Consider the following 17,321-nt stretch of genomic DNA (forward strand, 5'->3'; position numbering starts at 1 on the left):
GCATTCGCGGGCACGCCCGCTCCCACAGGTTTTGCACAAGACTTGAGCGCTGTGCAGTACCTGTGGGAGCGGGCGTGCCCGCGAATAGGCCGGTAAGCCCACCGACAAACTCAGCCTATTTACGCAGCGGATCATCCCAGAAATGCCGCTCGGCCTCTTGCTGGATATCCGCCCTGCTCAACCCCAGGTCATGCAGGGTCGCATCACTGAGGCGGGCCAGCTCCTGACGCTGACGGTACAGCTGCAGCCAGCGCGCTGGGCGCTGCAGGGCCGCATGCCACAGGTGGTTCAGGGAGAAGGCAGGTTGCTGGATGCTGCTGACATGACCTTTCATCGTGAAGCCCTCCGTGTTGGATGGCTTCAGTCTCGCGCCGGGCTTAAGATCAATCCAACGAATGTTTCTGATGCCATGCATCTCGGAGATTGATGCAATGTCCCAGTACCAGAGCCTCGATGCGGACGTACTGCGCACCTTCGTCGCCATCGCCGAGCAAGGCGGCTTCACCCGCGCCGGCGAAGTGGTCAACCGCACCCAGTCGGCGGTGAGCATGCAGATGAAACGCCTGGAAGAGGACATTCTGCAACGCCAGCTGTTCGAGCGTGACGGCCGCCAGGTAAGGCTCACTGCCGAAGGCCAGGTGCTGCTGGGCTATGCCAGGCGCATTCTCAAACTGCATGGCGAGGTGTTCAACACCCTGCGCATGCCGCACATGGTCGGGCTGGTGCGCATCGGCACGCCGGACGACTACGCCATGCGCTTTTTGCCGACCATTCTGTCGAGCTTTGCCCAGGCCTACCCGCTGGTACAGGTAGAGGTGCATTGCGATTCATCCAAGCAACTGATGCTGCGCCAGGACCTGGACCTGACCATCGTCACCCGCGAGCCGGGCAACGAGATTGGCCAGCTACTGCGCCAGGAACGCCTGGTATGGGCCGCCGCCGAGGGCTTTTGCCCGCAAGAGCAGCGGCCAATGCCTGTAGCGCTGTTCAACACCGATTGTTTCTGCCGCGCCTGGACGTGCAATGCACTTGAGGCGCAGGGCATCGATTACCGCATTGCCTATACCAGCCCAAGCCTGGCGGCGATCTTTGCCATTGTCACGGCGGGGTTGGCGGTGACTGCGCAGTTGCAGAGCCTGATTGGCGGCAACATCCGCATATTGGGTGAACAGGATGGGCTGCCGCAGTTGCCAGTGGCCAATGTGATGCTGGTGCGCAGCACCCAGAACCCTTCGCCGATTACCGACTGCATGGCCGACTATATCGTCGAAGGGTTCAAGTAAGCCGGGGCTGCTACGCAGCCCATCGCGACACAAGGCCGCTCCTACAGGGGTACGCGATCTCCTGTAGGAGCGGCCTTGTGTCGCGATGGGCCGCAAAGCGGCCCCAAATTCTCAAAGCTCAAACCCGAGCATCACCGCACACACCACCAGGAAGACACAGAACATCGCCCGCAACACTTTCTCGGGCAACGCATGGGCCAGCTTCACCCCCCAACTGATGCTAAGCAGCCCACCGACAGCCAGCGGAATCCCCACCCCCCAGTCAACACTGTGGTGCACCCCATACGTCACCAACGTCACCAAGGTACTTGGCGCCGCCAGCGCCAGCGACAACCCCTGCGCTACCACCTGGGTCGTGCCGAACACACTGGTCAGGATCGGTGTGGCCACCACCGCGCCGCCCACCCCGAACAACCCGCCCATGGTGCCGGCAAAGCTGCCCAGCACGCCCAGCCACGGCCAGGCATAACGCAGCTCGGCAGTGGGCGGCGACACCTTCATGAACATCCGCGCCACGTTCCACACCGCCAGGGCCACCAGAAAGCCGACAAAACCCAGGCGCATGGAATGCGCATCAAGCCCCACCGCCCAGATCGAACCCAACCAGGCGAACAGGAAGCTGCACGCCGACAGCGGTAGCGCATGGCGCAACTCGATACGGTTGCGCTGGTGATAACGCCACAAGGCCAGCAGCACATTCGGCACCACCATCACCAGCGCCGTGCCCTGCGCCAGTTGCTGGTCCAGACCAAACAACACACCCAACGCCGGAATCGCAATCAGCCCGCCACCAATACCGAACAAGCCCCCCATGGTGCCCAGGGCGGCACCCAGCACGATATACAACAACCACTCGATCATCAGGGCCTCATCCGCCTATTTGCATAATGCGAGCATGCTAACGATTGCAGGCTGGCAGGGAAACGCACAGCAGCGCACAATGGCTATGCGTTTTTCGCAAAAGCAAGGCAGCCATGAGCCCCGATACCCTTACCGACCAACTGAGCCTGTTCCTCGATGTGCTGGAGACCGGCAGCTTTTCTGCCGCCGCCCGTCGCCACCCACTGACCCCGTCCGCCGTAGCCCGGCGCATCGACAACCTGGAAAACGCCGTCGGCAGCCGCCTGTTCACCCGCAGCACCCACGCGGTGCGCGCCACTCCAGCGGGCAATGCGTTTGCCGAACGGGCCAGGCGCATCATCGAGGAACTGCGCCTGGCCCGGGCCGAGGCAGTATCGCTGAGCAACGCACCGGAAGGGCTGATTCGCATCGACGCCCCGGCCGCGTTCGGCCGTCGCCACCTGGCCCCGGCCATCGCCGACTTCCTGGTGGCCTACCCAGGCCTGGACGTGCAGTTGCGCCTGATCGACAGTTTCGTCGACCTGCATGGCAGCCACCTGGGCGAGGTCGACCTGGTGCTGCGCGCCGGCCCCTTGGCCGACACTCGCCTGGTCGCCACACCGCTGGCCTACATGGTGCGCATCGCCTGTGCCAGCCCCGCCTACCTGGCCAGCCGCGGCATGCCCACCTGCCCCAGCGAACTGCCCGGGCACGACGGCCTGGACTGGGACGGCCTGGCACCGCCGTTCGCCTGGCGCTTCAATGTGGCCGGGCAAACCCGCCTGTACCGCCCCGCGCGCATGCGCATGGCCGCCAACAATGCCGAAACCCTGCTGTTCGGCGCCCTCGCCGGCTTAGGGGTTGCCCACCTGCCCACCTGGCTGATCAGCGAATACCTGTTGCGCGGCGAACTGGTACCGTTGTTTTGCGACGGCGGCCTGCCCGCAGCCGAGTCCAGCGGCATTTACGCGTTACGCCTGGAACATGAAACGAACTCTCGCAGCCGTTTGCTGCTCGAATTCCTCAAGAGCCGCTTCAGCCCGGTGCCACCCTGGGACCTGGCCTTGCGCAGTGAACTGCGCGAGTAATGCGCGCACTAATGATCAGCGAGCCAGAATTATCCATTACTACCTTCAAGGACCTGCATGAACGCCGACACCCAAGCCTCCTGTGACGAGCTGCTGCTGGACAACCAGGTCTGCTTCGCCCTGCACTCCACCTCGTTGCTGATGACCAAGGTCTACAAGCCGCTGCTACAAGCGTTAGGCCTGACCTACCCGCAGTATCTGGCCATGCTCGTGCTGTGGGAGCGCGACGGCCTGACCGTGGGCGAAATCAGCCAGCACCTGCTCACCGACCCCGGCTCGCTGACCCCGCTGCTAAAGCGCCTGGAAAGCGAAGGCCTGCTGCAACGCAACCGCAGCCGCGAAGACGAACGCGTGGTGATGGTACAGCTGACCGACAAAGGCCGCGCCCTGCAGCAGCAAGCCAAAAAGGTGCCACAGTGCATTCTCAAGGCCAGCGGGCGAAGCCTTGAGCAGTTGCAGCAACTGCAGGCCGAGCTGCTGAACCTGCGCGAGAGCCTGCAAAAAAACCTCTGACAGCTATGCTGTGCCATGGCCGTTCGGATGAGCGGCGAAGATTTATCTTGCGCGCAAACTAATTGCGCGCTAATTTAAATCCCACACCAACCCGCGCCGTCCCAAACAGGAAGCGCACAGCACATTAGCGAGGCTCAAGATGCAAAAGGTCACTCCGCTGTACATCGCAGAAGCTACCTCCACCGGTGGGCGCGACGGCAAATCCAAATCCAGCGACGGCAAGCTGGTTGTCAGCCTGAGCACGCCTAAAGAACTGGGCGGCGCTGGCGGTGACGGCACCAACCCTGAGCAGATGTTCGCCGCCGGTTACTCGGCCTGCTTCATCGGCGCACTCAAATTTGTAGCCGGGCAAGAGAAGAAAGCCCTGCCGGCAGATGCCTCGATCACCGCGAAGGTGGGCATCGGCCAGATCCCGGGCGGTTTTGGCCTGGACATCGACTTGCACATCAACCTGCCGGGCCTGGCCCAGGCCGATGCCGAAGGGCTGGTGGAAAAAGCGCACAAGGTGTGCCCGTACTCCAACGCCACCCGCGGCAATGTGGATGTACGCCTGCACGTGACGGTGTAAATCACAGGCACAAAAAAACCCGGCCAAGGCCGGGTTTTCGCGTTTCACAAGAAGGATTACTTCTTGGAGCGGCCTTTGAAGCTGTTGTCGCGAGTGTCGATGTCGATCCACTCGTCGATCTGGATGAAGTCGGCAACCTGGATCTCGGTACCGTTCTTCAGTTTGGCAGGCTTCATGACCTTGCCCGAGGTGTCGCCGCGAGCAGCGTTCTCGGTGTAGACAACCTGACGGCTGATGGTGGTCGGCAGTTCAACCGATACCAGGCGGCCTTCGAAGAACACGGCTTCGCAGATGTCTTCCATGCCTTCTTCGATGTACGGCAGAACGGCGTCGATGTCTTCGGCGTTCAGTTCGTACATGGTGTAGTCGGTGGTGTCCATGAAGGTGTACGAGTCACCGCTGATGAACGACAGGGTCGCTTCTTTGCGATCCAGGATCACGTCGTCCAGCTTGTCGTCCGCACCGTATACGGTTTCGGTCTTGTAGCCGGTCAGCAGGTTCTTCAGCTTGGTCTTCATGATCGCGCTGTTACGGCCCGACTTGGTGAACTCAGCTTTTTGAACCAGCCACGGGTCGTTGTCGATGCGCAGTACGGTACCGGGTTTCAGTTCTTTACCAGTTTTCATTACGAAGTATCCGAATCTGGATGGATTTATAAAAATCGAGGCCGCGTATCATAGCGAATTTCGGCAAAAGTGTACTAGCGCTGTGGCAAGGTCCGGCTGAGCGGCCTGTCGCGCCGCCCAAAGCCGGGCATGCTGCTGCAGTTCTGGCCAATGCCGGCGGGCCGCCTGCCAGGCCTGCCCCATGTCGCGATTCATGTTCCAGGCACGCCACAGCCCGAGCAGGGCGGCATCGGCATCGTCTGACAGGCCGCGTCGATAATGCGCGAGAAACGCTTCGAGCTTTTCCCAGTGGGCGTTCTCGTCCTGCACATAGATGTGCCACAGCATCGGCTGCCCTGCCCACTGCGCACGCACGAACGAGTCTTCGCCACGCACCGCGTTGAAATCGCAACTCCACAGCAACCGGTCGTAGTCGTCCTGGCTGACGAAAGGTAATACCTGCACGGTCAGCGCCCCTCGCTTGCGCACGCTGCCCACTGGCAGCGTTGTCTCGCCCAGCCATTGGCTGAGCCCCGCCACGACGCGCCCCTGCGGCACCAGCAGGTGGCAAGGTTGCTCGCCCGTGGCCAGGGCATCAAGCCAATTGCCCAACTGCGGGTTTTCGTAAGCGAACAGCGAAACCAGCAACGCCCCCGCTTCGGGGTTTACGCCAAGCTGCTGCAAGAAGGCCTGCCGTGCCCCCTGCTGAAATGCGTCACGCCGTGCCAACAGCGAGCCCTCACGCAGCAGGCCACCGGTCTTTTCGGTAAAGCCGGGGAAGAAAAACACCTTGCGCAGGCCACCGGGCTGCGGCGAAGGCAAACCATGGCAGCCCTCCACCCAGTCCTCGGCACTGAGGTATTCGAGGTTCAGCCAGCGCGGCGGCGTGGCGCAGGCACGCATGGCTTCTACGTACGGTGCCGGCAACTGGCAGGCGAATGCGCCAATCACCACTTCGGCCGGCGCTACCGGCAACCAGGTCGCCGGCCACTGGCGCACTTCCACGCCCTGCTGCCACTGCTGCGCCAAGGTGGCATCAGCCTCTGGGCACAGGGGCGTGAATGCATTGAGGTCATCCACCCACAGGCGCACCGCCAGGCCATGCTCGGCCACCAACTGCCGGGCCAGGCGCCAGGTCACGCCGATATCACCGTAGTTATCGACGACACTGCAGAAGATGTCCCAGGTGGCTTTCATGTGCCCCTCCTGTGCGGGTGCAAAAACCGCGAATTCTGCGCACAAATTGTCGCAGACAAAAGCACCTGCGCGGAAAAATGCCCAGGCGCGTGCGACAATGCACCCTGACCGACCCTGCCAGGAGGCTGCCATGCCCCGCCACCGTGAACTGAAGATCACCCTCAAGCCGTTGCCGTTGATCCTGTGCGTAGCCTTTGGCCTGTGGCTGGGCGCGGTGGCCATTGTGGCGAGTGCCTGGCTGGCGCTGTTGTTCTGGCCGCAGCAGGTGCAGCCGCTGGCCCAGGCCCTGCCCCCCGGCGTCTATCAGCCAGCACCGGCGCAGGCAGCAGCCCCGGCCAGGGATGCTCAAGCCGAGATGTTCGACCGCTACAAGGCCATCCTGCACAAGCAAGAACAGCAACAGGCCGCCGAAGCAGCCCAGGGCAACCCGCGCAACCTCAACAGCCCCAAGTGCCAGTTCTGGCTGCAGCAGAACCGCACGGCGCCCACCGATAAAAGCCAGGCCAACGTGCTGGAGTTCTGTTACTGACCATGGACAAGCCCCACTTGCTGGCGCAGATCGTCGCCACCCTTGCGCATGACCTGGACGTGCTGACCCGCGCGGCGCAAACCGCCTACGAGGCCGCTACCGCCGAAGAAAACATTGCCGAGAACAAGTACGACACCCTGGGCCTGGAAGCCTCGTACCTGGCCACCGGCCAGGCCCGTCGTAGTGCAGAGATCCGCCAGGCGTTGCTGATTTACCAGCAACTGCTGCTGCGTGATTATGACCCGGCGCGCGGGGTGCAGATCAGCAATCTGGTTTGCCTGGAAGATCAGGACGGCGGCCAGCGCCGGCTGTTTCTTGGGCCGGAAGCGGCAGGCCTGAAGATTGGCGAGGGCGACGGGTTGGTGACCGTGATTACCCCGCGCTCACCATTGGGGCAGCAACTGATGGGCAAGAAAATTGATGATGAGGTGAGCCTGGGCGCACAGGCGTTGTTCGTTGTTGATGTTGTCTGAACTGGCCTCCTCTGCGCCTGATCAGCTAGCGCGGGCGTTGTAGGAGCGGCCTTGTGTCGCGAAAGGGCTGCGCAGCAGCCCCAGCCATTTATGCACCAGCGCTAAAATCCCGGGGCTGCTGTGCAGCCCTTTCGCGACACAAGGCCGCTCCTACAGCGACCGCATCAAGCCTGGGGACAGTGTTGCTACCTCGAGAGTGCGCAAGGCATCGAACCACCCCGCCAACCCCTGCTCCGCGAACTTTTCCACCACAAAATCGATAAACGCCCGGGTCTTGCCCGGCATCAGCTTGTGCTCGGCGAAGTACAGGCTGATATGCCCATCATCCACATACCAGTCCGGCAGAACCCGCTGCAGCCGCCCGTTTTGCAGGTACGGCACGGCAAACGGCAGGCTCACCAGCGCAATCCCCAAGCCTTGCTCAGCCACCACACAGGCCGCGTCCGAGTCGCTCATGGTCATCGCCTGGCGCAGCTGTAACGGCTGCTGCGCCTGCCCGCGGCTGGTCAAAGGCCACGAACGCACCCGCCCCGTCTGCGGTGAGCGGATCAGGATGCCGTCGTGGCGTTGCAGCACCTCTGGGTCGGCAATCGGCGCGTGCCGCTGTAGATAGGCTGGCGCCGCCACCAGTACCCGGTGCGCCGGGGTCAGCTTGCGCGCCACCACGCCAGGCGGCAGTTCAAAACCACCGCCAATCGCGGCGTCGAAGCCTTGGCCGATCAGGTCCACCTGGCGGTTGTCAAAATGCCAGTCCGGGGTAATGGCTGGGTATCGGCGCAAGAATTCGCCCAGCAACGGCAACACGTACAACCGCCCGAACACCGTGCCCATGCTCACCCGCAACAAACCCGCCGGCTGGCCCTCGGCACTGGCCAGGTTGGCCACCGCGTACTGGATGGTGCGGAAACTGTCGCTGACTTCACCCAGAAAACGCTGCCCCGCCTCGGTCAAGGTCAGCTTGCGGGTACTACGCTGGAACAACCGCACACCCAGGCGCGCCTCCAGCTGGGCAACGTGCTTGCCTACGGCGGCCGGGGTAATGCTCAGGCGCCTGGCGGCCTCGGCAAAGCTGCCGACCTCGGCACTGCGGATGAAGCACTCCAACGCGTTGAACGATTCCATCGCCATGATCAGCAACCAAAGGTTTACTCTGCAGATAGTGATTGCCATCTTATCAGCAGGTAATCAGGCGCCGATACTGCGCCCATCCAAGGCATTTCGGCCTGGCTTCCAGCAGGAGATCAGCATGTCCAAGCAACTTACACTCGAAGGCAAAGTAGCCCTGGTTCAGGGCGGTTCCCGCGGCATCGGTGCAGCCATCGTGCGGCGCCTGGCCCGCGAAGGTGCACAGGTGGCCTTCACCTATGTCAGCTCCGCCGGCCCCGCAGAAGAACTGGCCCGGGAAATTACCGAAAACGGCGGCAAGGCCCTGGCCCTGCGGGCTGACAGTGCCGATGCAGCGGCCGTGCAACTGGCGGTGGACGACGCCGCCAAAGCCTTCGGCAGGCTGGATATCCTGGTCAACAACGCCGGGGTACTGGCGGTGGCACCGGTAACCGAGTTCGACCTGGCCGCCTTTGACCGCATGCTGGCGGTGAACGTGCGCAGCGTGTTCGTTGCCAGCCAGGCCGCAGCGCGCTACATGGGCCAGGGCGGGCGCATCATCAACATTGGCAGCACCAACGCCGAGCGCATGCCGTTTGCCGGTGGCGCGCCCTATGCCATGAGCAAGTCGGCGCTGGTTGGCCTGACCCGCGGCATGGCGCGTGACCTGGGGCCGCAGGGCATTACCGTGAACAACGTGCAGCCGGGGCCGGTGGACACCGACATGAACCCGGCCAGCGGCGAATTTGCCGAAAGCCTGATCCCGATGATGGCGATTGGGCGGTATGGCGAGGCGGATGAGATTGCCAGCTTCGTGGCGTATCTGGCAGGGCCGGAGGCTGGGTACATCACCGGGGCCAGCTTGACTGTGGATGGTGGGTTTGCTGCCTGATTGAAAGGTTGCATGTGCCGGCCTCTTCGCGGGCTTGCCCGCTCCCACAGGGACTGCACTGCGCTCAAGCTGGGTGCGGTCGTTGTGGGAGCGGGTTTACCCGCGAAGAGGCCGGCACAGGCTTACCCATTGTCAGCCCCCAGACGCTGCTCCATCACCTCCAGAAATGCCCGCGCAGCCGGTGTCGGGCTGGAGGACCACACGGCATACAGGTGCCGCACCGGCGCATCCACCAGCCGCGCCACCGCCACACCTCCGATGCCCTGCGCCACCCGCTCTGGCACAAGGCCCACCGCCATGCCCCGTTGCACGAACTTTTCAACCAGCCGCACATGCCCGATTTCAAACTGCACCCGACGCTGCAACCCCACCGCCTGAAACGCCTCATCCGTCTGGCGCCGTGCCCCGGTACCTTCGGGAAAGTCCACCAGCACTTCGTCCGCTAGGTCGGCCAACGCCAACTGCGTCCGGCCGGCAAGCCGATGATCAACCGGCAACAACGCCACCAGTTCCTCCCTGGCCAGCAAGCGATGCTCCACGCCCTGCACCACCTCGCCCTGCCACAGGCCAATGAAGCCAACGTCAAGGCGCCGCTCGACCACATCGGCAATCAGCAATTCGCTCTTGGCCGTGATCCAGCGCACATCCACATCCGGGAAACGACCGTGGAACACTGCCAGCAGGTCGACCAGGTCCAACGCCGTGAGCGAGCTGATTTCACCAATGGCCAGTCGCCCGCGCACCTGCCCGCAAGCCGCCGCCACGTCATCGGCAATACGCCGGGCCGCTTCCACCGCCGGCCGGGCGCTGAGCACAAAAGCCTCGCCGGCAGGGGTCAGGCGAACCCGTCGCGAACTGCGCTCGAACAGGCTGACGCCCAGCTGCGTCTCCAGCCGCGCCACCTGATGGCTAAGCGCCGACTGCACCACATGGCAGCGCTCGGCCGCGCGGGTGAAACTACCGGTATCGGCAACGGCAAGGGCGTATTCGAGCTGCTTCAGGTTCATGCATCTATCTGCTTTCAAGATGGACAAGTTGAAAACTATACATTGGTGTCATGCCAGACACTTCCTGATAATCCTCCCACTTACTACTGCCCGCCACGAGAACCGCATGAACGCCCCCACCCTCAGCCGCGCCCTGATCCTGCTGATGGCTACCGCCACCGGCCTGGCCGTGGCCAGCAACTACTACGCCCAACCGTTGCTGCACAGCATCGCTGAACAGTTCGGCTTGAGCACTGCCAGCGCCGGCAGCATCGTCATCGCTGCGCAACTCAGTTATGGCGCCGGCCTGTTGCTGCTGGCACCGCTGGGGGATCTGTTCGAGCAGCGCCGGCTGATCACCGTGATGACCGCCATTGCCACCCTGGGCCTGGTCATCAGTGCCTGCGCGCCAAGCCTGCCCTGGCTGATCCTCGGCACGGCGCTTACCGGGCTGTTCTCGGTGGTGGCGCAGATCCTCGTGCCCATGGCCGCGTCCCTCAGTGAGCCGCATATGCGTGGCCGTGCGGTTGGCACGCTGATGAGCGGCCTGTTGCTGGGTATCCTGCTGGCACGTACCGCAGCGGGCTTCATGGCCGAGTTGGGCGGCTGGCGCGCCATCTATGTGCTGGCCGCCGTGTTGATGGCGATCACCGCCGTGGCGCTGTCCCGCAGCCTGCCGCAACACCACAGCCATGCCGGGCTGAAGTACCCGGCACTGATCGGCTCGGTGTTCCGCCTGTTCCTTGAAGAGCCGGTGCTGCGCCTGCGTTCGCTGCTCGGCCTGTTGGCATTCAGCCTGTTCGCCCTGTTCTGGACACCCCTGGCCTTCCTGCTGTCCAGCGGCCCGTATCACTATTCCGATGCAGTCATCGGCCTGTTCGGCCTCGCCGGGGCGGCCGGCGCGCTGTCGGCCAACTGGGCCGGGCGCCTGGCCGACCGTGGCAAGGGCTCACTGGGCACTACCGTAGGCCTGGTGGTGGTGTTGCTGTCGTGGGTACCGCTGGGGTTTGCCCAGCAGTCGCTGCTTGCCCTGCTGCTGGGCGTGCTCATGCTCGACCTGGCGGTGCAACTGGTGCACGTGAGCAACCAGAATGCAGTGATTGCCCTGCGGCCCGAGGCCCGCACGCGGCTGAATGCCGGTTACATCACCTGCTATTTCATGGGTGGGGCGCTGGGGTCGTTGCTTGGTACGCAGTTGTTCCAGCACCAGGGCTGGATGGGCATCGTGGTGGCAGGGCTGGTGATTGGCGGGCTGGCGTTACTGGCCTGGGCGCTCGCCAACCGCAAGGTGGCCTGACCGGCGCCAGCGCGACATCGGACCACACTACCCTCCGTCGCATGGTCGTTGACTTGCCTGCCCGGTCAGCGCTCAGTAGGCGCTGGACAATGCCCTTTCCTGACAGGATGACTTTATGACAAGACTCACGGTGCAATCCGGCGATTTCTTGCAAGGTGAAGGCGAGTATCGCAACGGATCGCTCACACTCAAGACCCCGCGCAGCCCCTCCCCGGGCGAGCGCATTTCCCTGGCGCGTATCAGCGACCTCAGGCTGGCCAGCCTGGAATCCAGTCGCAGCCTGGGCACCGCCCTGGGCTGGGGCGTGGCTGGCGCCCTGGTGGCTGGCCCGGTGGGGTTGCTGGCGGGGCTGTGGCTGGGTGGCAAGGAGGAAGAAGCCACCTTCCTCGCCACGTTCAAGGATGGGCGCAAGCTCATGGCCATTACCGACGGCAAGACCTGGTCGAAGATCGATGACAGTTGGCGGCAGCACAAGCGGCCCGCCAACCAGGACTGAATATCGCGGGGCCCGGATCGTTTTATGCTGAAGGCGGCTGTTAAGATGCCGCCTTTTTCATGGCCTGTGCCGGCCTCTTCGCGGGTAAACCCGCTCCCACAGGAACAGCGCTGCCCTTGAGTGTGGCGCGGTCCCTGTGGGAGCGGGCACGCCCGCGAAGAGGCCGGCACAGGTATGTGCATCCAGGAGCCCCACCGCATGCCTCCGTGTCACCCCCGCCTGCCCCTGAGCCTGCTCAGCCTGGGCCTGGCCCTGCATTGCCCGAACCTGCTTGCCGAAGACAGCGTGCTATTGACCCCGTTGCAGGTGTCCGACACCTACACCCACGACGGCTACCAGGCACGCCAGGCCGCAGTGGGCGGTTTCCAGCCTGCGCCCTTGCTCGACACCCCCGCCTCGGTCAGCGTGTTCAGCCAGCAACTGCTGGAAGACCGCCAGGTACGCAAGCTCAGCGAAGTGCTGCAAAGCGACGCTTCGGTCGGCGAAAGCTATGCCCCTATCGGCTACTACGAAAACTTCAATGTACGCGGCTTCGAACTGAATTCCGCCAGCAGCTACCGCATCAACGGCCAGACCATCGCCGGCGAGCAGAACGTGGCCCTGGAGAACAAGCAACAGGTGGAACTGCTCAAGGGCCTGTCCGGCTTGCAGAGCGGCGTGTCGGAGCCGGGCGGCCTGATCAACTACGTGACCAAGCGCGCCGAGGATGTGCGCAGCGTCACGGTGTCGACCAACGAACAAGGCGAACGCTACCTGGCCACCGACCTGGGCGGCTGGTTCGGCAGCGAAAAACAGTTCGGCCTGCGCGCCAACCTGGCCCATGAAGACATCCGCTCTTACGTCGACCACGCCGACGGCAAGCGCGACTTTGCCTCGCTGGCCTTCGACTGGCAGATCAGCCCGGATGCCACCCTGCAACTGGATGCCGAATACCAGCACCGCGAACAGCGCTCGGTACCGGGTTATCAGCTATTGGGCGGTACCGAGGTGCCTCACGGCATCGACCCGGATGACCGCCTGGCCTACCAGCACTGGGCCAAGCCGGTGCAGAACGACTCGCTGAACCTGGGTGGGCGCTTTGAGTACCGCTTCAATGAGGCCTGGACCGGCACCTTGAGCGCGTCGCGCAGCAAGGTGGTGATCGACGACTACAGCGCGTTCGCCTGGGGTTCGAGCGAAGGCGCGTTCTTCGGCAGCAATGGCGACTACGACATCTACGATTTCCGCAGCCCCGACGACACCCGCCGCACCGATGAGGCACAGGCCATGCTCAACGGGCGTTTCGATGCGCTGGGCGTGGGGCATGAGCTGACCGTGGGCACCAGTGCCCAGCGGCGCACGCTGGATCAGCGCCCGTACTACAACGAGTGGCTGGGTACCGGCAACATCTACACCGGCGCCCCTGCCTTCGACCCGTCCGACAAGCCCGTCGGCGCCAGCGAACGCCGGCTGGACAGCCGTCAGTACGGCCTGTTCGTCAACGACCGCATCAGCTTCAACGAGCAATGGCAGACCGTGCTGGGCGCGCGCGCAGTGCGCCTGGATGAAAAGACCTGGGACGAAACCGGTGTTGCCGGGCGCCATACCCGTCAATACGAGTTGCTGCCCAATGCGGCGCTTATCTACAAGCCGCAGCCGGACACCACCGTTTACGCCAGCTACGCCAAGGGCCTGTCTGCCGGCGGCACGGCCCCCTGGTTTGCCAGCAACGCCGCCGAGATCCTTGCGCCTACCACCTCCCACCAGTTGGAGCTGGGCGTCAAGCACGACTGGCAAGGCCTGAGCTTGAGCGCTGCGCTGTTCCAGATCCGCCAGGCCTACCAATACGCCCGCCCGGACGGGGCCGGCAACTTTACCTACGTGCAGCAAGGCCAGCAGAAGAACACCGGCCTTGAGTTGGGTGCCAGCGGCTGGGTGACTTCGAAGCTGCAAGTGCAAGCCAGTGCTGCGGCCATTCGGGCACGGGTGCAGAACAGTGGCACCGATGATTATGAAGGCCACCAGGCGATCAACGTGCCCAGGTTCCGGGCGGCCCTACACGCAGAGTACACGCTTCCGGTGCCGGGCCTGGCACTACTGGGCGGTGCGCGCTACAGCGCCAGCAAGTATGCAAGCCAGGCGGGGAACGTGGAGGTTGGCGGGTATACCGTGTTCGATGTGGGGAGCCGGTACCGTACGCGCATTGGCGGGTATGACACGGTGCTGCGGCTGACCGTGGACAACGTGTTCGACAAGCGCTACTGGCGCGATGTGGGGGATTACCTGGGGGATAACTACCTGTTCCAGGGCGCGCCGCGTACCGCTCGGCTGTCGGCTTCGGTCAGCTTCTAAACTTATTGCGGGCCCCTGTGGGAGCGGGCTTGCCCGCGAAGAAAGCGACGCGGTGTATGGCACCGGCTCTGCCGGCGTTCGCGGGCACGCCCGCTCCCACAAGGATCGCGGCAGCCTTTGGGCATTGCGGCAATGGCCCAAATACAAAAAGCCCCCGGCTTTTCAGCGCGGGGGCCCTTCGCAGAATGTGGCGGTGAAGAAGGGATTTGAACCCTTGATACGATTTCTCGTATACACACTTTCCAGGCGTGCTCCTTCGACCACTCGGACACTTCACCGTTTCTCTTCAAGCCGTGCGGCCCGTCGAGGTGCGCTAATTTAGTGAAAGCGCTTTCCTTTGGCAAGCATTTTTTTCAGTTTTTTCATGTATTTGCATTTGAGCCCCGGTGAACGCTGACCGACCAGTCAGCCTTGCTGCTTTACCTGGCCTCTGGCGCTGGGTAACGTCGTCGCCACGCCAACAAAAGGACTCTGCCATGAGCGAGCTGATTACCTACCACGCCGAAGACGGCATCGTCACCCTGACCCTGAACAACGGCAAGGTGAACGCCATCTCGCCGGACGTCATCACTGCCTTCAACGCCGCGCTCGACCGCGCCACTGAAGAGCGTGCCGTGGTGATCATTACCGGGCAGCCGGGCATTCTGTCTGGCGGTTACGACCTCAAGGTGATGACCAGCGGCCCGAAAGAGGCCATCGGCCTGGTCACGGCCGGCTCCACCCTCGCCCGCCGCCTGCTGTCGCACCCGTTCCCGGTCGTGGTCGCCTGCCCGGGCAATGCCGTGGCCAAGGGTGCGTTCCTGCTGCTGTCGGCCGATTACCGCATTGGCGTTGAAGGGCCGTACAAGGTGTGCCTGAACGAAGTGCAGATCGGCATGACCATGCACCATGCCGGCATCGAACTGGCGCGTGATCGCCTGCGTCGCTCGGCTTTCCACCGTTCGGTGATCAATGCCGAGGTATTTGACCCGGTTGCGGCCGTGGATGCCGGTTTCCTCGACAAGGTGGTGCCGGCAGAGCAGTTGCAGGACGCAGCGCTGGCGGCGGCGCGGGAGTTGAAGAAGCTGAACATGCTGGCGCACAAGAATACCAAGCTGAAGGTGCGTAAAGCATTGCTGGAGGCGCTGGACAAGGCGATCGAGCTGGACCAGCACCATATGGGCTGACCCGCACCGGCCCTTTCGCGGGCTCGCCCGCTCCCACAGGTACAGCGCGATCCCTGTGGGAGCGGGCGAGCCCGCGAAGAGGCCAGCACAGGCTCACAACGAGGTTTGCCCCAACCAGTGCACACCCGTACACTGCCCGGCGACTGTCTGGTGTGAGTCGTACCATGCTTTATTCGTTGCGCATGCTTCTGCTGGCGCTGCACTTTCTTGTCGTTGGCGCCGTGGGCCTGGTCATTGGCCTGTGCCGCCCCTTCAACCCCGACAACAGCCGCCTGTTCGCCCACCTCTACAGCCGGCCGGCCACCTGGCTGATGCGCATCAAGGTCAAGGCCGAGGTCGGGCCGCTGTGGGACCAGCCGCCCGGTTGCGTGATCATTGCCAACCACCAGTCCAACTACGACCTGTTCGTGATCGGCCAGGTGGTGCCGCAGCGTACCGTGGCCATCGGCAAGAAAAGCCTGCGCTGGGTGCCGCTGTTCGGCCAGCTGTTCTGGCTGGGCGGCAACGTGCTGATCGACCGCAACAACGCTTACCAGGCGCGCAAGGCGCTGCACAAGACCACCCAGGTGTTGCAAGACGACACCTCGATCTGGATTTTCCCTGAAGGCACGCGAAACGCTGGCGAACAGTTGCTGGCCTTCAAGAAAGGCGCGTTTCACATGGCCATCGAGGCCGGGGTGCCGATCGTGCCGGTGTGCGTCAGCCGCTATGCCAGGCGCATGAGCCTGAACAGCTGGCGCCAGCGCACGGTTGTCGTACGCTCGCTGCCGCCGATTGCCACCGCCGGCATGACCCAACAGGACATTCCCGTGCTGATCGAACAGTGCCGGGAGCAGATGCAGCAGTGCATCGACCGCATGGAACACGAGCTGGCCTGATGCGGGTTGCTCTTGGGCCGGGTACGGCCCAAGCTGTAACCCGTGTTCAACCGGAATAAGCGGGCAACCATGGGGCGAGTCGTGGCATCGGCGGTGTACAGCGCCGGCAGAAAGGTCACCAACATCAGTATCGACGAAGGCAGCGAGTGGGCGCGCAAGCCGGGGCACTTCGTGTGGATCGGCCTGGAGGAGCCCAACGCCGAGGAACTGGCCAACCTGCAATGCCAGTTCAACCTGCACGAACTGGCCATCGAAGACGCCCTGGAAAAGCACAGCCGGCCAAAGCTGGAAACGTTCGGCGACGCGCTGTTCATCGTCACCTACTCGCCGGTGCGTCACGAGGGCAAGCTGGAGTTCATCGAAACCCATATCTTCGCTGGCAACGGCTACATCATCACCTGCCGCAACGGCCACTCCAAGTCCTACGCCCTGGTGCGCCAGCGCTGCGAGGCGCGGCCTTTGCTGCTGGAGCACGGTGAGGACTTCGTGCTGTACGCCCTGCTCGACTTCGTGACCGAGAACTACCAGCCGGTCAGCGAGGCCATTCATGGCGAGATCGAAGAACTGGAGCAAAGCGTGCTCGGCGGCTCGCTCCAGGAAGACGACATCCGCCGCCTGCACAGCCTGCGCCGCGACATCCTGCGCCTGCGCCGCTATGTGGCACCCATGGTGGAAGTGAGCGAAGAGCTGCAGCGCCTGAGCTTCCCGTTCATCGACAAGAACATGCGCCCGTATTTCAGGGATGTGCAGATCCACGTGACCCGGCAGATGGAGGACCTGGCCAGCATCCGCGACATCGCCAGCCAGACTATCGAGATCGGCATGCTGCTGGAGTCATCACGCCAGAGCATCGTGCAGCGCAAGTTCGCAGCTTGGGCGGCGATCCTGGCGTTCCCCACGGCCATTGCCGGGGTTTACGGGATGAACTTCCAGAATATGCCGGAGCTGAGCTGGCATTACGGGTACTTCGGGGTGCTGGGGGTGATTGCGGCGGGGTGTGCGGGGTTGTATGCCAGCTTCAAGAAGTCGGGCTGGCTTTAAGGGCCTCTTCGCGGGCACGCCCGCTCCCACAGGG

Annotated in this window: 19 protein-coding genes and 1 tRNA gene; 13 read left to right on the top strand and 7 right to left on the bottom strand. The window is 63.5% G+C overall.

Annotated features, from left to right (window positions below; translation table 11 throughout):
* Positions 1 to 115: 115 nt before the first annotated feature.
* Positions 116 to 334 (bottom strand): DUF1127 domain-containing protein, encoded by a 219-nt coding sequence (locus ACQKPZ_RS11735; RefSeq protein WP_012271115.1) that lies wholly within the window; start codon positions 332 to 334, stop codon positions 116 to 118.
* 97 nt (positions 335 to 431) lie between these two features.
* Between ACQKPZ_RS11735 and ACQKPZ_RS11740 the strand changes: the two genes are divergently transcribed.
* On the top strand, positions 432 to 1,283 hold the full coding sequence (locus ACQKPZ_RS11740) for a LysR substrate-binding domain-containing protein (RefSeq protein WP_427538001.1): 852 nt from the start codon (positions 432 to 434) through the stop codon (positions 1,281 to 1,283).
* 111 nt (positions 1,284 to 1,394) lie between these two features.
* On the opposite strand, the gene ACQKPZ_RS11745 is transcribed toward ACQKPZ_RS11740, so the two are convergent.
* Positions 1,395 to 2,144 carry a sulfite exporter TauE/SafE family protein gene (locus ACQKPZ_RS11745; protein WP_427538004.1) on the bottom strand — a complete coding sequence of 250 codons (750 nt, stop codon included), beginning with the start codon at positions 2,142 to 2,144 and terminating at the stop codon, positions 1,395 to 1,397.
* Positions 2,145 to 2,257: 113 nt separating this feature from the next.
* On the opposite strand from ACQKPZ_RS11745, the gene ACQKPZ_RS11750 reads away from it, so the two are divergent.
* From ACQKPZ_RS11750 to ACQKPZ_RS11760, 3 genes are all read left to right on the top strand, one after another.
* The gene (locus ACQKPZ_RS11750; protein ID WP_391126692.1) at positions 2,258 to 3,211 is read left to right on the top strand and encodes a LysR family transcriptional regulator; all 954 of its coding nucleotides are present in this window, start codon (positions 2,258 to 2,260) and stop codon (positions 3,209 to 3,211) included.
* 57 nt (positions 3,212 to 3,268) lie between these two features.
* Entirely contained in the window at positions 3,269 to 3,724 is a 456-nt protein-coding gene (locus ACQKPZ_RS11755) for a MarR family winged helix-turn-helix transcriptional regulator (RefSeq protein ID WP_427538007.1), read from the top strand.
* A gap of 139 nt (positions 3,725 to 3,863) precedes the next feature.
* Positions 3,864 to 4,292, top strand: coding sequence for an organic hydroperoxide resistance protein (locus tag ACQKPZ_RS11760; RefSeq protein WP_012271110.1), 429 nt, complete (start codon positions 3,864 to 3,866; stop codon positions 4,290 to 4,292).
* Positions 4,293 to 4,348: 56 nt separating this feature from the next.
* Here the strand turns inward: ACQKPZ_RS11760 and efp are convergent, their stop codons facing one another.
* Positions 4,349 to 4,918: an elongation factor P gene (gene efp, locus ACQKPZ_RS11765; protein WP_012271109.1), complete on the bottom strand. Its 570-nt coding sequence runs from the start codon at positions 4,916 to 4,918 to the stop codon at positions 4,349 to 4,351.
* 48 nt (positions 4,919 to 4,966) lie between these two features.
* A complete protein-coding gene (earP, locus tag ACQKPZ_RS11770; protein ID WP_427538010.1) occupies positions 4,967 to 6,094 on the bottom strand; it encodes an elongation factor P maturation arginine rhamnosyltransferase EarP in 1,128 nt (375 codons plus the stop codon).
* Between the two features lie 130 nt (positions 6,095 to 6,224).
* On the opposite strand from earP, the gene ACQKPZ_RS11775 reads away from it, so the two are divergent.
* The gene (locus ACQKPZ_RS11775) at positions 6,225 to 6,623 is read left to right on the top strand and encodes a hypothetical protein (RefSeq protein ID WP_427538013.1); all 399 of its coding nucleotides are present in this window, start codon (positions 6,225 to 6,227) and stop codon (positions 6,621 to 6,623) included.
* Positions 6,624 to 6,625: 2 nt separating this feature from the next.
* Positions 6,626 to 7,096: a GreA/GreB family elongation factor gene (locus ACQKPZ_RS11780; protein ID WP_427538016.1), complete on the top strand. Its 471-nt coding sequence runs from the start codon at positions 6,626 to 6,628 to the stop codon at positions 7,094 to 7,096.
* Between the two features lie 150 nt (positions 7,097 to 7,246).
* Here ACQKPZ_RS11780 and ACQKPZ_RS11785 read toward each other — a convergent pair whose 3' ends face one another.
* On the bottom strand, positions 7,247 to 8,224 hold the full coding sequence (locus tag ACQKPZ_RS11785) for a LysR family transcriptional regulator (protein ID WP_427538019.1): 978 nt from the start codon (positions 8,222 to 8,224) through the stop codon (positions 7,247 to 7,249).
* Between the two features lie 118 nt (positions 8,225 to 8,342).
* On the opposite strand from ACQKPZ_RS11785, the gene ACQKPZ_RS11790 reads away from it, so the two are divergent.
* A complete protein-coding gene (locus ACQKPZ_RS11790; RefSeq protein ID WP_427538022.1) occupies positions 8,343 to 9,092 on the top strand; it encodes a 3-oxoacyl-ACP reductase family protein in 750 nt (249 codons plus the stop codon).
* 122 nt (positions 9,093 to 9,214) lie between these two features.
* Here ACQKPZ_RS11790 and ACQKPZ_RS11795 read toward each other — a convergent pair whose 3' ends face one another.
* A complete protein-coding gene (locus ACQKPZ_RS11795; protein ID WP_427538025.1) occupies positions 9,215 to 10,099 on the bottom strand; it encodes a LysR family transcriptional regulator in 885 nt (294 codons plus the stop codon).
* A 106-nt stretch (positions 10,100 to 10,205) separates the two neighbouring features.
* On the opposite strand from ACQKPZ_RS11795, the gene ACQKPZ_RS11800 reads away from it, so the two are divergent.
* From ACQKPZ_RS11800 to ACQKPZ_RS11810, 3 genes are all read left to right on the top strand, one after another.
* Positions 10,206 to 11,375, top strand: a complete 1,170-nt coding sequence (locus ACQKPZ_RS11800; RefSeq protein ID WP_427538028.1) for an MFS transporter — start codon at positions 10,206 to 10,208, stop codon at positions 11,373 to 11,375.
* A gap of 115 nt (positions 11,376 to 11,490) precedes the next feature.
* Complete coding sequence (locus ACQKPZ_RS11805; RefSeq protein WP_391126722.1) at positions 11,491 to 11,871, top strand: hypothetical protein; 381 nt, start codon at positions 11,491 to 11,493, stop codon at positions 11,869 to 11,871.
* Positions 11,872 to 12,069: 198 nt separating this feature from the next.
* Positions 12,070 to 14,202 (top strand): TonB-dependent siderophore receptor, encoded by a 2,133-nt coding sequence (locus ACQKPZ_RS11810; RefSeq protein ID WP_427538031.1) that lies wholly within the window; start codon positions 12,070 to 12,072, stop codon positions 14,200 to 14,202.
* Between the two features lie 188 nt (positions 14,203 to 14,390).
* Here ACQKPZ_RS11810 and ACQKPZ_RS11815 read toward each other — a convergent pair.
* Positions 14,391 to 14,480 (bottom strand) — tRNA-Ser (locus tag ACQKPZ_RS11815).
* A 198-nt stretch (positions 14,481 to 14,678) separates the two neighbouring features.
* Between ACQKPZ_RS11815 and ACQKPZ_RS11820 the strand changes: the two genes are divergently transcribed.
* From ACQKPZ_RS11820 to ACQKPZ_RS11830, 3 genes are all read left to right on the top strand, one after another.
* Positions 14,679 to 15,368: a crotonase/enoyl-CoA hydratase family protein gene (locus ACQKPZ_RS11820; protein ID WP_427538034.1), complete on the top strand. Its 690-nt coding sequence runs from the start codon at positions 14,679 to 14,681 to the stop codon at positions 15,366 to 15,368.
* Between the two features lie 164 nt (positions 15,369 to 15,532).
* Positions 15,533 to 16,246: a lysophospholipid acyltransferase family protein gene (locus ACQKPZ_RS11825; RefSeq protein ID WP_427538037.1), complete on the top strand. Its 714-nt coding sequence runs from the start codon at positions 15,533 to 15,535 to the stop codon at positions 16,244 to 16,246.
* Positions 16,247 to 16,315: 69 nt separating this feature from the next.
* Positions 16,316 to 17,287: a magnesium and cobalt transport protein CorA gene (locus ACQKPZ_RS11830; RefSeq protein WP_427538040.1), complete on the top strand. Its 972-nt coding sequence runs from the start codon at positions 16,316 to 16,318 to the stop codon at positions 17,285 to 17,287.
* The last annotated feature ends 34 nt before the right edge of the window (positions 17,288 to 17,321 follow it).

The sequence above is a fragment of the Pseudomonas sp. NPDC089547 genome (genome assembly GCF_050280665.1).
GTDB lineage: Bacteria > Pseudomonadota > Gammaproteobacteria > Pseudomonadales > Pseudomonadaceae > Aquipseudomonas.

What these genes read in the sequence shown, in the direction of transcription:
- ACQKPZ_RS11735 (WP_012271115.1), bottom strand. Translation starts at nt 334, where the DNA reads ATGAAAGGTCATGTCAGCAGCATCCAGCAACCTGCCTTCTCCCTGAAC.
- ACQKPZ_RS11740 (WP_427538001.1), top strand. Translation starts at nt 432, where the DNA reads ATGTCCCAGTACCAGAGCCTCGATGCGGACGTACTGCGCACCTTCGTC.
- ACQKPZ_RS11745 (WP_427538004.1), bottom strand. Translation starts at nt 2,144, where the DNA reads ATGATCGAGTGGTTGTTGTATATCGTGCTGGGTGCCGCCCTGGGCACC.
- ACQKPZ_RS11750 (WP_391126692.1), top strand. Translation starts at nt 2,258, where the DNA reads ATGAGCCCCGATACCCTTACCGACCAACTGAGCCTGTTCCTCGATGTG.
- ACQKPZ_RS11755 (WP_427538007.1), top strand. Translation starts at nt 3,269, where the DNA reads ATGAACGCCGACACCCAAGCCTCCTGTGACGAGCTGCTGCTGGACAAC.
- ACQKPZ_RS11760 (WP_012271110.1), top strand. Translation starts at nt 3,864, where the DNA reads ATGCAAAAGGTCACTCCGCTGTACATCGCAGAAGCTACCTCCACCGGT.
- efp (WP_012271109.1), bottom strand. Translation starts at nt 4,918, where the DNA reads ATGAAAACTGGTAAAGAACTGAAACCCGGTACCGTACTGCGCATCGAC.
- earP (WP_427538010.1), bottom strand. Translation starts at nt 6,094, where the DNA reads ATGAAAGCCACCTGGGACATCTTCTGCAGTGTCGTCGATAACTACGGT.
- ACQKPZ_RS11775 (WP_427538013.1), top strand. Translation starts at nt 6,225, where the DNA reads ATGCCCCGCCACCGTGAACTGAAGATCACCCTCAAGCCGTTGCCGTTG.
- ACQKPZ_RS11780 (WP_427538016.1), top strand. Translation starts at nt 6,626, where the DNA reads ATGGACAAGCCCCACTTGCTGGCGCAGATCGTCGCCACCCTTGCGCAT.
- ACQKPZ_RS11785 (WP_427538019.1), bottom strand. Translation starts at nt 8,224, where the DNA reads ATGGCGATGGAATCGTTCAACGCGTTGGAGTGCTTCATCCGCAGTGCC.
- ACQKPZ_RS11790 (WP_427538022.1), top strand. Translation starts at nt 8,343, where the DNA reads ATGTCCAAGCAACTTACACTCGAAGGCAAAGTAGCCCTGGTTCAGGGC.
- ACQKPZ_RS11795 (WP_427538025.1), bottom strand. Translation starts at nt 10,099, where the DNA reads ATGAACCTGAAGCAGCTCGAATACGCCCTTGCCGTTGCCGATACCGGT.
- ACQKPZ_RS11800 (WP_427538028.1), top strand. Translation starts at nt 10,206, where the DNA reads ATGAACGCCCCCACCCTCAGCCGCGCCCTGATCCTGCTGATGGCTACC.
- ACQKPZ_RS11805 (WP_391126722.1), top strand. Translation starts at nt 11,491, where the DNA reads ATGACAAGACTCACGGTGCAATCCGGCGATTTCTTGCAAGGTGAAGGC.
- ACQKPZ_RS11810 (WP_427538031.1), top strand. Translation starts at nt 12,070, where the DNA reads ATGCCTCCGTGTCACCCCCGCCTGCCCCTGAGCCTGCTCAGCCTGGGC.
- ACQKPZ_RS11820 (WP_427538034.1), top strand. Translation starts at nt 14,679, where the DNA reads ATGAGCGAGCTGATTACCTACCACGCCGAAGACGGCATCGTCACCCTG.
- ACQKPZ_RS11825 (WP_427538037.1), top strand. Translation starts at nt 15,533, where the DNA reads ATGCTTTATTCGTTGCGCATGCTTCTGCTGGCGCTGCACTTTCTTGTC.
- ACQKPZ_RS11830 (WP_427538040.1), top strand. Translation starts at nt 16,316, where the DNA reads ATGGGGCGAGTCGTGGCATCGGCGGTGTACAGCGCCGGCAGAAAGGTC.